Here is a 12,893-nt window from a genome sequence, read left to right as displayed (position 1 = left end):
AAATGGCTGACTACAAGATTTGTCATTAAGTGACACAGGATTTTTCCATAACCATAAATTCACTTTCTAATGTTAAGCTGGAAATAACTATCTTTGTTGAGTACGACTGACAAATAAATAAACACATCAAGGAGGGCAGATGAAACCACTTTACTCAGGTATTGCATTGGCAGGGCTATTAGCCTGTACGGACATAAATGCCGAAGAATCATTAGTCAAAGGAAGAGTAAAAGATGAACTTGCCACGGCGGATCTACCTTTTGTGATTACGCCACATAAAGTGAATTACCTTTTACCAGTCACCTACAGCCCAGATCCCAACATGGCACCTTTCACCGAAGATGCAATACTCAACCCCTATTCATTAGATGAGTTTGAGGCTAAGTTCCAAATCAGTTTTAAATTTCCTATTTGGTACAATGTGTTTGGTGATAATGGCCATTTATTTTTTGCTTACACCAATCAATCCTATTGGCAGGTTTATAACAAAGACACTTCATCGCCTTTTAGGGAAACCAATCACGAGCCTGAAGTCTTTATGCTGTTTAATAACGATTGGAAAATTGGCAGTGTGACCAATTCCTTTTGGGGATTTGGTGCCGTACATCAATCGAATGGTAAAGCAGGGCCACTTTCCCGCAGCTGGAATCGCCTCTATGCCACTATGATTTTTGATGCAGGCCCACTCGCCTTCTCCACCAAAGTGTGGTGGCGTATTCCTGAAGATGAAAAGACAGATCCATATAAAGCCAGCGGCGACGATAACCCTAATATTGATGACTATATAGGTAAAGCAGAGTTTATTGGCGTTTATGGTATCGATGAACATAGATTCACTTTAACCGTTAAAACGAATCTAGAAGATATCGACAGAGGCTCAGCAGAACTGACTTGGAGTCATCCTATCGTCGGCAACTTACGCTTTTATACTCAATACTTTAATGGTTATGGCGAAAGCCTAATCGATTATAACTATCACAATCAACGTATTGGTATCGGAATTTCACTCAACGATATTCTTTAAGAAAGATATACCCACTTGATCCCGCTATTTAAGATTGTTTGGGTATATAAAGTGACTAAGTACAAAAATCGACCATAATTTGCTGCTAATCTACCAAACCTGCTGCTAAATTGCTCAGATGGACCTGAGTTTATGGCTCAGCGGGACGATTTACATTGATCCGAATGGCATTTAAGCCGATAGTCGCACACCTTTTTGTGCCCTGAAGCCGCGCCTTAACATCATGGAGGAATATGAGTTTTAGCTACCGCAGCATAGTCATGCTACTCAGTGTCATTATTTTCGCGAGCTTACTTAAGCTCGCGTTTTTCGCTGTGCCAAAAGATAGCGCTGCACCAGTGCTGAATGCACAAGAAGTACGCCAGGATCTCTATGCCTTATTGGATCAAATCGAGCAACACTCAGCGTTTTATGCCTTAACGGCCGACAAAGCCAACCCGCAGCTTAAATTTATGGCTAGCCTTATTGTTGAACAGTATCAAGATATTACTCCCAATGATCGCTTTGCTGCTGAAGTCACTAAATTACTCAATACCCTCAAAGATCCAGGCGCTCAAGTGCATAACTTCGATGATCAAAGCGGCGATCTCCCGTTAACGCTAAGGCCAGTCAACGACCAATGGTTAGCCTTGGATAACGGTAATAATCCAGTCAACAACGACTTCCCCTTTATCACTCATATTGATGGTTTACCTATGAGCAAATGGGTAGCGGCCAGCCAAGCCTACTTACCTGAGCCGGCAAAACAGAGTCAAGAAATGCAGTTACCTTGGCTGAAAAAACTTAACCTACTGCGCGAAGACTTAGGACTCAGCATAAAGCCCTATGTAGTCATTACGCTAATTAATGATGATCTGCAAAGCCAGCAGGTGACTCTCGCCCTGCCAAGCCATAAACCGCAAGTTCAATTAGCAACTATCAGTGAAAAAGACGAGACTCAAGATATTAATGTGCTCGAATTTATTAACCAATTATCTCAATTTGAGCGCACCGAATTTCAAGACATGCCAAATCAATTAGAGACGGTCAACAATACGACGGTCAAACTTAAGATCAGCGATCTCTACGCCTTTGAATTAGATAAAGAACAACAGCAAGAACTGCTCAAAGGCATGACACATCCCTTACTGATCATTGATTTACGTGATGCCAGTGGCTTTAGTCCAAAATTATTGACTATGCTGTCGCGATATCAAGATGCGGATTTAAATAACACTTTAGCACCTAATGTGATGGGATTTGCGCACTATCGCCGCTCACCAGAGCTGAGAAATGATTATCTACAGCCGCTCAATTTTATGCCTCTGGATGCGTTAGAGTACAGTCCTCCTAGGCTCAAATCTCTCACCCGTAACTTACCCTCTGTCGATAAAGAGAAATTCAGCCCTTGGTATGTTCGTACTAAGCCTGCGGTGGCTCCTGAAGGGCGAAATCGCTTAGCGCTACTCGTGAGTCCCCATTGTCGCCAAGAATGCGAGTGGATTGCCTATCGTACTAAATCTTGGTCTAGGGCAAATTTGATTGGTGAAAAAACCTCAGGCGACTTTGCACGTCAGTATCATTTCAAACTGCCAAACAGTGGATTAAACATAAGATTCAGCAGTTCGTTAACCTATGATGCACAGGGGAGACTCCTGTCCGGTATTGGGACTGAACCGGATATTTTGCTCCCTCAGAACAGTGATATTCAATGGCAAGGGCTCGTTAGTTTAATGCGCTCCGCCAAGCCCAAAGCGCAACTTGTTCTGCCAGCACAGCACACTAAGTTGGCTCAAGCTAAGCTAAATTAAGCCAAAAAAAGAGCCAGCAATCTGCTGGCTCATTTCAAACAAATATGAGTTTACTAACGCATTACTTCTTTTCAGTCGCTTTAGAATTGGCGACTGAACCTATGACCAAGCCTTGCTTATTCACATCAAAGCTCATTTGAACTCGCATGTTGTAATCTTTAAGCATTTGCATTTCTTCAGGGATCGGCTCACCGCTCATTTCTAACAGTGTAAGCACTGGTGTAAACATCTTGCCGTAATCAGCAGACAAGCTGTACATGCCATTAGCTGACAGTTTCTCGCCTGCTAATTTGTTGGCTAAAGCCAAGCCTTTATCACCGCTATACACCACTAAATGTTGGCCTTTAATCGCCAGCATTGGCTTAACACCTAACTCTGGAGGCAACATCAATATTGGAGATAAATCAGTAGCATCGCCGTTATCGGCTAATTGCACTTCAGCCAGCATAGGGGCGAAAGGTTTCACCATATTAAACAACATGGATGGGTTTTCGGCGCTGAGGCTGACTAAAGCATCTAAACTTTCTAACTTAGGCTCTTGATCTTGTGTGCTCATTTTAAAGTCGAGCAATGAAACGCTCATGCCTTTCACACCGTTAGCCATACCAGTGAACATGCCTAGCATAGCTGGGCTCTGTTGGCTCAACTCAGCCTGCAACTCTGCCAATGGTGCACAGGTCAGTTGCGGCTTTTGCAGATCATCCCAAATAGCCGTTAATGAAGGGGTAATTTCATTGATATCTAAGCCTATTCCCATGGAGAAGATAGTGCTGTCGATATCCGCCAGATGCGATGGAATAAAACCACGCATCTTTTGCATTGCCGCAAGAATAGGTTGATTCTTCGTTTCGACAACAAATGAAGCCGCCATATGGCTTTCTTTTTCAGTCACAGAAAACGCCGTTAAACCAGCAACTGTACGCGGCCAGTTAGCGGCAATCGCAGTCAGTTCGGTACGACATTCTGGTGTTCTGATTTGAGCTAATGGATCTTCACCCGCACTTTCATCAGCAAAAAATTGAGTCAGTTGCTTAGCTAGCATATTGCTATCTGCAGAGGTCAATGCCTTTACAATTTCCACATGGTTAATAAAGCTAATGCTGTCATCTTTAAAACCATGGGTCTTAATAATATCTTCTAATATGCCAGAAGCGGCTAATGACTGCGGCGCCTTCTTAATACCAAATGCCATTTCTAATAACTCAGGCTCGGTAATAGAGGTGCTGAAAGTCATCGTTAATATGCCATCTTTCTGGGCAAATAGCAGTTCAGCTTTCTCTGCTGAGCTTTCATCCGATAGTGCATAAGCGCGATAATCAACATCGCCCACTTTACGCATTTCGTGGGTTACACCACTGTCTTTTTCGGCTTTATCTAATACAGCCCAAAATGCTTCGGCCTGATTAACATCAATCTTTAATACTGGCAAAGCACCTAAAGTATAAATATAAGGTTTAACTTCATCGGGGAAACCGAAGGTTTTTAACAGTAAGGCAGGATCTTTCATCCCATCCATATACTGCTGATAAATGCTAACGAAGAACTTGCCCATAGGGCTATCCTGCACACCGAGTTCATCAAGCGTATTACTTGGATATTGCTGATAATTTCCAGAAATAGACTGTAAATACGCTTTTAACGGGAAGGGTTTTAACTGGCCCGAAAATATCGGCGTATCGGCAGGCACATAGTCGAGCAAAGGATTAGCAGAGGCACTAGAACCCGCACCATTCTGCATATACCAATAACCACCAGCACCTGCTGCAATAATTGCCGCGGCAATCACAATCTTTTTCATTTAAGAAACTCCATTTAATGACATTCAATTTTATGAAAACAATACCTAAAGAACTCACCTTAGGTATTTAAATATTTATCCGCTCTTACATATCCCTTATGCAGATAATGCAAAATCAGAAAACGCAACGACTCAGCCCTACGCAATACAAACCCAGTTTAAAATGCTTAGGCTAAGCGAAACTAAGGTATAAAATATTCCCGATAATTTAACATTAAACCGACACAGAAGCGAACAGGATAGGAGTTCGCAGCATTAAAAACGTATTAGAACTAACGTTTATTCAACATGATTCCAATCTTATTTCAATTCGGTAATAAAACATCTCAAAGTCATCGACGATTAAGCAAAGAACCCAATGACAAATTAAGCTCATCTCACTCAAACTAACTCACCAGAGCATCATCGTGCTTCGTGGACTTTTTTAAGCGTGACGTCACCTAGCTGGCGCATTTGCTTACGGATCCAAGCTGAGCGCTGCTGCACATAGGATGACGGTGGAGACACCTTATAGCGCCAAGGATTGGGTAAAATGGCTGCGAGTAATGAGGCCTCGTATTGGGTAAGTTTTGCCGCTGACTTTCCAAAATAATGCTTTGATGCCGCTTCGGCGCCGTAAATGCCTGGGCCAAATTCTACAATATTTAAATACACTTCAAGAATACGCGACTTATCCCAAGTCAACTCCATCAATAACGTAAACCAAGCTTCCAATCCCTTACGAAAGAAACTACGACTCGACCACATAAAAAGGTTTTTCGCCGCCTGCTGACTTAAGGTACTTGCCCCGCGGACTTTGGTGCCTTTTTGGTTGTATTTCAGTGCCGAACTTATCGCGGCTAAATCGAATCCAGTATGCTCAACAAAACGTTGATCTTCCGCAGCAATCACAGCCAATTGTAATTCGGGAGAAATTTGCGCTAAATCGCGCCATTGATGCCTGATCTCACCGATAGGTGCAGGTGGAAATAAGGCACGCTCGATACGCCAAGTCCACATAGGAGGATCGACGAATCGTAGTAGGATCACTAATAAAATTGAGCAAATAAATGCCCAAACTAATCCCTTAAATAACCAAGACAATAAACGACGAAAACCACGCTTTCGTCTCTGAGGTGCTGGGTCACTCGACTTATTAACACTTGGACGCCTGACATGATCTCGCATCGCATATAAAGGGGCCGTCATTTATACCATCTCATCCACACACTCTCATTTCTTGTTTCTCATCTATCCAGTCAAGCCATCCCATTGCAAGAATTCTTTGGGGCAACCTAGGCTTACAGAAAATATTCTAAAGCTTTACGCGAGTTGCAAGCTGATCATGCTACGAGAATAGAGGAAACACCAAGGATATCTTACTCGATAATCAAAGATAGGTTGAGAAATAACCATAACAAGAACAAATCACTATTGGAGATTGACCGAGGTCGACTTAACTTGACCTCGGCAGCTTTGACGACAGCTGACCGAGGTAATGATGGCTGATTAACGAGAGCTAGCAAGTCAATCAAACTGCTTGATACTCGCAGGTGCGAGTCAGGTTTTCAACGCTTTCACTGCATCCAATTAAGCCATATCGATACACAGCAAACCCAGCCCATAAATACCGATATACAACAACTTAACCTCATAAAAGACATGAATCATGTCAATTAACGCAGTAAAACGCTTCAAAACCATCTACGGGAACTTCAAAATATAGCGCAGGCTTAACCAATGTGCATAACTCTGTGAGTAAAAATGTACAACATTTTTAGCATTTAAAAATGAATGCAAACTAACTATATGAATATCAATCTATCTTAGTTAAATGACGCTTAAATGACGTCACTTAACTTCCTCGGCAATCCAGAGTATTAAATTCACCCCAAACCCCACCTACCTTAAAATGATAAAAAAAACGCCCCAAACTAAGTTGAGGCGTTTAATATTTAAAATCAATAAAATGACTAGATATCGTAGTGCAAACCACACTCACGTTGTAGGCCATTAAAGCGAGTTTCTTCCTCTGTCATGCCTAATTCGAGTGGTTTACTCGAATGGGTATCTCCCAGAGAAACATATCCTTGGTCCCAAAGTGGATGGTACGGCAAGTCAAATTGAGTCAGATAGAGGTGCACATCTTTATTCGACCACTCAATAATCGGCAGTAACTTAAAGCGCGTGCCATGAATAGCCAGTATCGGCAACGCCTCACGGGTACTGGCTTGGCTACGTCTCAGCCCTGCAAACCAAGTGCCTACCTCAAGCTCGGCTAAAGCGCGTTGCATAGGCTCAACTTTGTTTAACCGGTTGTATTGCTCTAGTCCGTTTACCCCTTGCTCCCACAACTGGCCAAAGCGCGCCTCTTGCCATGCCGATGTCATCACTGCTTGGTACACTTTTAAATTCAGTGATAAACGCTCTGTCAGCTCGTCGATAAACTGATAAGTCTCAGGGAATAAATAACCCGTATCCGTGAGAATAACCGGAATATTCGCCTGTGCCTGACTCACCATATGCAGCATTACAGCGGCTTGGATCCCAAAGCTTGAGGACAGCGCATGATTACCGGGCAAATAAGTTAAGCCCCATAGCACTCGCTCTTGCGCGCTCAATCCGGCTAAGAACTGATTTATGCGCTCAAGCTCTATCACTTGCTCTGCCTTAGGCGCACTCAATAATGCCTTGAGTTCGGCAGCGCTGACCACAGTCGGCACTTTATCACTGGTTTTTTGCTCAAGATCAGCCATGAAAATCCTTAGCGGCATCGATCACCGCCTTCACTACACCCACGCGGACTGTGAAGTTACCAAAGGTTTCGCCTGCATCACGCTCTACGGCGTAGCGGCCAAACAGGGTATCCAATTCGGCGAGAATGTCCGCCTCTTGGATATTTTCTCTGTGCATTTTGTTCAAACGAGTCCCTTCAAAACTTGCACCTAAGTACAAGTTATAACGGCCCGGCGCTTTACCCACAAGGCCAATTTCAGCGGCAAATGGGCGAGCACAACCGTTAGGACAACCCGTCATACGCACGACAATCGCTTGCTCGCTAATGCCGTGTTTTGCCTGCAGCGCATCGATATGATCGATAAACTCAGGGAAATAACGCTCGGCTTCCGCCATCGCTAATGGGCATGTCGGCAACGCCACACAGGCAATCGAGTGACCGCGGGTTTGCGTCAACACTTGGCCCAGCAGACCATGTTTACGGGCTAAACCTTCAATGGTAGCTTTATCTTCAGCTGCGACGCCTGCGATGATCATGTTTTGATTCGAGGTCATGCGGAAATCGCCCTTGTGGATCTTAGCAATTTCACGCAGCCCCGTTTGCAGGGTTTGGCCTGGTAAATCTTTAATACGACCGCTTTCGATAAATAAGGTTAAATGCCACTTACCGTCAACGCCTTCGACCCAACCATAACGATCGCCGCGATCGCCAATCACTACATCACGTTTAGGTTCAAATTTCACCCCAGCACGTACTTCAACTTCGGCTTTAAATTTCTCATAGCCGTGGTCAACGATTGTGTATTTAAGGCGCGAGCGTTTACGATTAGAGCGATTACCCCAGTCGCGTTGCACTGTCATCACAGCTTCGGCAAACTTCATCACGTCTTCAGTTTTGATAAAACCAAAGTCGTCCGCTAGGCGGGGAAAGGTTTCTACTTCGCCGTGGGTCGAGCCCATGCCGCCGCCCGCGGTTAAGTTAAAGCCAACCAACTCGCCATTTTCGGCAACAGCAATAAAGCCTAAATCGTTAGTGTAAACGTCAACATCGTTATCGGGAGGAACCGCAACCGCCATTTTGAACTTACGTGGCAGATAGGTTTTGCCATACACAGGTTCGACGATTTCATCTTCGGTCGAAAGTAACTTTTCTTCATCTAACCAGATTTCGGCGTAGGCGCGAGTATGTGGTAATAGATGATCAGACAGTTGTTTCGCCACCGCATAGGCTTGCTCGTGCAGTTTCGATTCCACCGGATTGGGGTTACACATCACGTTACGGTTAACGTCACCACAAGCGGCAATCGAATCCAGCGCTTCACGATCTAAGTCTTGAATAATGGTCTTCAAGTTACGCTTAGGAATACCGTGGTATTGGAAGGTTTGGCGGGTCGTCAAACGAATACTGTTCGAGCTGGTGAGCGTCGAGGCAATTTTGTCCACGCCTAACCATTGCTGTGGAGAACAAATACCGCCAGGTACACGGGCGCGTAACATAAAACTATATAAAGGTTCGAGTTTTTGCTCTTTACGTTCGTTACGTAAATCGCGGTCATCCTGCTGATAGAAGCCATGGAATTTGATCAGCTGCTGATCGCCGTCACTGAAACTGCCAGTCACAGAAGAATCTAAACCTTCTTTGATGGTCCCGCGCAGGTAATCACTGTCGGTCTTTAGGTATTCGTTTAACGCTAACTTTTGCTCACTCATGGCAACTGCCTCTTAAAATTGGGTTCGCTGGCTGCACAGGTCATCACGTGTGCAGCTTTGGCTATTCTTATGCGTTTCTTATCTGCGCAACGGTTGAGATTAATACACGTCTTTTTGGTAACGTTTATCGCTGCGCAGGGTTTCAAAATAGGCTTCGGCAGCTTCGGTATTCAAACCACCGACTTCGACTGCCACCTCAATCAAGGCTTGGTGAACATCTTTGGCCATACGTTCAGCATCACCACAAATATAAAGATGCGCGCCATTTTGCAACCATTGCCACAGGGCTTGGCCTTGTTCTTTAATGCGGTGCTGCACATAAATCTTATGGGCTTGATCGCGTGAGAACGCCACGTCGATACGGCTGAGATCGCCATTTTTCAAATACTGTTGCCACTCAGTTTGATACAAGAAATCCTGCTCAAAGTGAGGATTGCCGAAGAATAACCAGCTATCACCTTTAATTCCTTGAGCAACGCGCTCCTGCATAAAGGCACGGAAGGGTGCAACACCGGTACCAGGCCCAACCATAATAACCGGTGTTTCTGGATTTTCAGGCAAACGGAAATGCTTGTTCGACTCAACATAAACCTTAACTTGCGTGCCTTCCTGCGCAGATGCTAAGAAGTGTGACGCACCGCCAAAACGTGCTGAGCCGTGGCGCTCATCTTCCACTAAGGCCACAGTTAAGTGGACTTCTGTTTCGACTTCGCTTTGACTTGAGGCGATAGAGTAAAGTCTTGGCGTTAATGGACGCAGTAGCTCAAGCAGTTTTGCTGCATTTAAGGTTACTGAGTTATTTGATAACGGATACTGAGTGACTAAATCGGCAAATTGATGCTTAAGGATAAAGTGGCGCACTTGTTCTTTATCTTCGCTCAATGCCAGCAGTTCAGCGCTGCCGCTCAATTCGGCCCAGGCTTTGACTAATCCAGGGTATAACTGGGTCAGTTCTTTCTTATCAACCAAAGCTTGCTTAAGGGACAAGGATTCTGTGCCTAGGGTTACTAACTCATCAGCGACCAATGACAGGCCTGCTAAGACTTCATCGACTAACACTTCGTTATTACTAAACCACACACCAAGGGCATCACCCGCTTGATAGGTTAACCCTGAGTCGCCTAAGTCGATTTCAACATGGCGCACATCTCGGTCTGATCCACGGCCGGTAATTTTCTGGCTCACAAGCACTTCGGCGCTATAGGGGTTTTGCTTAGTAAATTCACTTTCGCCAATCGCTTTAGCAGTGCCGATGGATACCACACTGGCGGACGAGGTTTCAATTAGCGGCTTAACGGCCTCTAATACATCGGCGTGCCACTGGCCCGCGGCAGCTTCATAATCCACATCACATTCAATTAAAGGTAACAGTGATTTAGCACCGAGTGCAGCTAGGCGGGCATCGAAGTCTTTACCAGTTTGGCAGAAAAATTCATAGCTAGAATCCCCCAGCGCAAGCACAGAGTAATGTAGATTGTCTAACTTAGGGGCACGTTTCGATGCTAAAAACTTGTGTAATTCAATCGCATCATCCGGCGCTTCACCTTCACCATGGGTGCTGACCACCAATAAAAGCACAGCTTCTTGCTTTAATTGGCGAACATTGTATTCGCCCATTGAAGCCAGATTGACCGCATAACCTTGCGCCAGTGCCTTATCGGCGAGCGCTTTAGCGACACCACGGCCATTACCCGTTTGGCTGCCATAGAGGATAGTCACAGTTTGAGCCGTTTGCGTTTGCGCGACGGGCGCTAATTGGCCCGCATTGGCTGTGGCAGCAAGATAGCCACTCACCCAGGCCAATTGCACAGCACTTAACTCAGAAGTGAGTTGTTTTAGCTTCTCGACTTGTCCTTGAGACAATGGCGAAGCCAGCGATGAAAGTTCTTTTAACAACATGAGACGGCCCTATGACAGTGTAATGTCCACAAGCTTATCGCGGTTTAAGAAAAGCAAAAAAGAATAAAATAGGATTTTTAATTCCATTTTGGAATATACAAAGTGCAAAATTTAAGCTACAAAAGTGTGCACTGGTTAAAAGTTTTTGATCCGACCAGTGAAGAAACGGCCTGCTTGAGAAATATGCACTTGTGCCAAGCTAAAGTATTGCCACAATGGTCATGAGCCTGTCGAACAATAATTTCTGTTGCCCACAGAATAGTTTGTTTTAAAAACAAAAAGTGTCCATCCTAGATTGAATGCCCTAACTGACTCGAATCACCCGCCGAATAAACGCTGGTGACGACAGATTTTGCAGTTGAGTACGATGAAGGAAGAACAGCAGGCGGAACGATTATATAAACCATCAGGGAGTAGTCATGCAGATTGGAATACCGAGAGAAAGTCTCGCCGGTGAAACTAGGGTCGCCGCGACCCCAGCCACCGTTGAGCAGCTTAAAAAACTCGGCTTTGAAGTTGTTATTGAGGCCAATGCGGGTCAACTGTCAAGTTTCGATGATGCAGCCTTTGAAGCTGCGGGCGCGAAGGTGACAACAAACGTTTGGCAAGCCGATCTGATCTTTAAGGTCAATGCGCCAAGCGACGCCGAAATTGAACAAATCAAAGACGGGGCGACTATCGTCAGCTTTATTTGGCCCGCACAAAACCCTGAGCTGGTTGCGAAGTTATCTAAACGTAAGATCAACGTGATGGCAATGGACATGGTGCCACGCATCTCCCGTGCCCAGTCACTTGATGCCCTCTCCTCTATGGCAAACATTGGTGGATATCGCGCAGTTGTTGAAGCCGCACATCAATTTGGCCGTTTCTTTACTGGCCAAATTACCGCTGCTGGTAAAGTACCGCCCGCCAAAGTGTTAGTCATTGGTGCTGGTGTAGCTGGCCTTGCCGCCATTGGTACAGCAGGATCGCTTGGCGCCATAGTGCGCGCCTTCGATACCCGCTTAGAAGTGGCCGAGCAAATCGAATCTATGGGCGGCCAATTCCTTAAACTGGATTTTGGTAACGAGGAAGGTGGTTCATCGGACGGTTATGCTAAAACCATGTCGGATGAATTTATTGCCGCCGAAATGGCGCTGTTTGCCGAACAAGCCAAAGAAGTCGATATCATCATCACCACAGCGCTAATCCCTGGTCGTCCAGCGCCTAAGCTCATCACCAAAGCCATGGTTGATAGCATGAAGAGCGGCTCAGTGATCGTCGATTTAGCCGCTGCGACGGGTGGTAACTGCGAATACACGCAATCGGGTGAGCTGTTTGTTACCCCTAACGGCGTAAAAGTGATTGGTTATACCGACCTTCCCGGTCGTCTACCGGCGCAATCGTCACAGCTTTACGGCACCAACTTAGTCAACCTGATGAAGTTAATGTGTAAAGAAAAAGACGGCACAGCCAGCATCAACTTTGATGATGTAGTCATGCGCAATATGACAGTGATTAAAGAAGGTGAAGTGACCTTCCCGCCGCCACCGATTTCGGTTTCTGCGGCGCCAGCAAAACCAGCGGCGAAAATCGAGCCTAAAAATACCACCCCAAAGGCGCCATCTAAGCTCAAATACGTGCTCGCCGCCTTAGGCGTTGCAGGATTTGCTGCCGTGGCATCGGTAGCACCACCAGAGTTCCTGTCGCATTTCACAGTATTCTTGCTGTCCTGCGTTGTTGGCTATTACGTGGTATGGAACGTATCCCACTCACTGCATACGCCTTTAATGTCAGTCACTAACGCGATTTCGGGCATTATCGTGGTCGGCGCCCTACTGCAAATCGGTCAGGGTTCAACTTTGGTCACTGTACTGGCGTTTATCGCCGTGCTGATCGCCAGTATTAACATCTTCGGTGGCTTTACCGTCACTCAGCGCATGCTGAAGATGTTCCGTAAGGATTAAGGGGGTTTAAC

Annotated in this window: 8 protein-coding genes; 3 read left to right on the top strand and 5 right to left on the bottom strand. The window is 45.4% G+C overall.

Going from position 1 to position 12,893, the window contains the following annotated elements:
• The first annotated feature begins 139 nt into the window (after window positions 1-139).
• Both RA178_RS04495 and RA178_RS04490 read left to right on the top strand, forming a co-directional pair.
• The gene (locus RA178_RS04495; RefSeq protein WP_113939007.1) at window positions 140-1,024 is read left to right on the top strand and encodes a phospholipase A; all 885 of its coding nucleotides are present in this window, start codon (window positions 140-142) and stop codon (window positions 1,022-1,024) included.
• Window positions 1,025-1,257: 233 nt separating this feature from the next.
• A complete protein-coding gene (locus tag RA178_RS04490; protein ID WP_306684718.1) occupies window positions 1,258-2,814 on the top strand; it encodes a S41 family peptidase in 1,557 nt (518 codons plus the stop codon).
• 61 nt (window positions 2,815-2,875) lie between these two features.
• On the opposite strand, the gene RA178_RS04485 is transcribed toward RA178_RS04490, so the two are convergent.
• The 5 genes from RA178_RS04485 to RA178_RS04465 form a co-directional block, all read right to left on the bottom strand.
• The gene (locus RA178_RS04485; RefSeq protein WP_105251582.1) at window positions 2,876-4,612 is read right to left on the bottom strand and encodes a hypothetical protein; all 1,737 of its coding nucleotides are present in this window, start codon (window positions 4,610-4,612) and stop codon (window positions 2,876-2,878) included.
• A gap of 402 nt (window positions 4,613-5,014) precedes the next feature.
• Window positions 5,015-5,800: a monofunctional biosynthetic peptidoglycan transglycosylase gene (gene mtgA, locus RA178_RS04480; protein ID WP_105251581.1), complete on the bottom strand. Its 786-nt coding sequence runs from the start codon at window positions 5,798-5,800 to the stop codon at window positions 5,015-5,017.
• A 764-nt stretch (window positions 5,801-6,564) separates the two neighbouring features.
• Entirely contained in the window at window positions 6,565-7,347 is a 783-nt protein-coding gene (locus RA178_RS04475) for a phosphoadenylyl-sulfate reductase (protein ID WP_306684716.1), read from the bottom strand.
• Window positions 7,340-9,037, bottom strand: a complete 1,698-nt coding sequence (gene cysI / locus RA178_RS04470; RefSeq protein WP_219253985.1) for an assimilatory sulfite reductase (NADPH) hemoprotein subunit — start codon at window positions 9,035-9,037, stop codon at window positions 7,340-7,342. Before cysI ends, RA178_RS04475 begins: the two co-directional genes overlap by 8 nt.
• Before the next feature lie 99 nt (window positions 9,038-9,136).
• On the bottom strand, window positions 9,137-10,936 hold the full coding sequence (locus RA178_RS04465; protein ID WP_105251578.1) for an assimilatory sulfite reductase (NADPH) flavoprotein subunit: 1,800 nt from the start codon (window positions 10,934-10,936) through the stop codon (window positions 9,137-9,139).
• Between the two features lie 419 nt (window positions 10,937-11,355).
• Between RA178_RS04465 and RA178_RS04460 the strand changes: the two genes are divergently transcribed.
• Window positions 11,356-12,882 carry a Re/Si-specific NAD(P)(+) transhydrogenase subunit alpha gene (locus RA178_RS04460; protein WP_105251577.1) on the top strand — a complete coding sequence of 509 codons (1,527 nt, stop codon included), beginning with the start codon at window positions 11,356-11,358 and terminating at the stop codon, window positions 12,880-12,882.
• Window positions 12,883-12,893: the final 11 nt, after the last annotated feature.

The organism is Shewanella oncorhynchi, from assembly GCF_030848765.1.
In the GTDB taxonomy this organism is placed as follows: domain Bacteria; phylum Pseudomonadota; class Gammaproteobacteria; order Enterobacterales; family Shewanellaceae; genus Shewanella; species Shewanella oncorhynchi.
The sequence above is the reverse complement of the archived record's forward strand: the minus strand, read 5'-3'. Positions and strand labels throughout refer to the sequence as shown.

What these genes read in the sequence shown, in the direction of transcription:
- RA178_RS04460 (WP_105251577.1), top strand. Translation starts at nt 11,356, where the DNA reads ATGCAGATTGGAATACCGAGAGAAAGTCTCGCCGGTGAAACTAGGGTC.
- RA178_RS04465 (WP_105251578.1), bottom strand. Translation starts at nt 10,936, where the DNA reads ATGTTGTTAAAAGAACTTTCATCGCTGGCTTCGCCATTGTCTCAAGGA.
- RA178_RS04495 (WP_113939007.1), top strand. Translation starts at nt 140, where the DNA reads ATGAAACCACTTTACTCAGGTATTGCATTGGCAGGGCTATTAGCCTGT.
- cysI (WP_219253985.1), bottom strand. Translation starts at nt 9,037, where the DNA reads ATGAGTGAGCAAAAGTTAGCGTTAAACGAATACCTAAAGACCGACAGT.
- mtgA (WP_105251581.1), bottom strand. Translation starts at nt 5,800, where the DNA reads ATGACGGCCCCTTTATATGCGATGCGAGATCATGTCAGGCGTCCAAGT.
- RA178_RS04485 (WP_105251582.1), bottom strand. Translation starts at nt 4,612, where the DNA reads ATGAAAAAGATTGTGATTGCCGCGGCAATTATTGCAGCAGGTGCTGGT.
- RA178_RS04490 (WP_306684718.1), top strand. Translation starts at nt 1,258, where the DNA reads ATGAGTTTTAGCTACCGCAGCATAGTCATGCTACTCAGTGTCATTATT.
- RA178_RS04475 (WP_306684716.1), bottom strand. Translation starts at nt 7,347, where the DNA reads ATGGCTGATCTTGAGCAAAAAACCAGTGATAAAGTGCCGACTGTGGTC.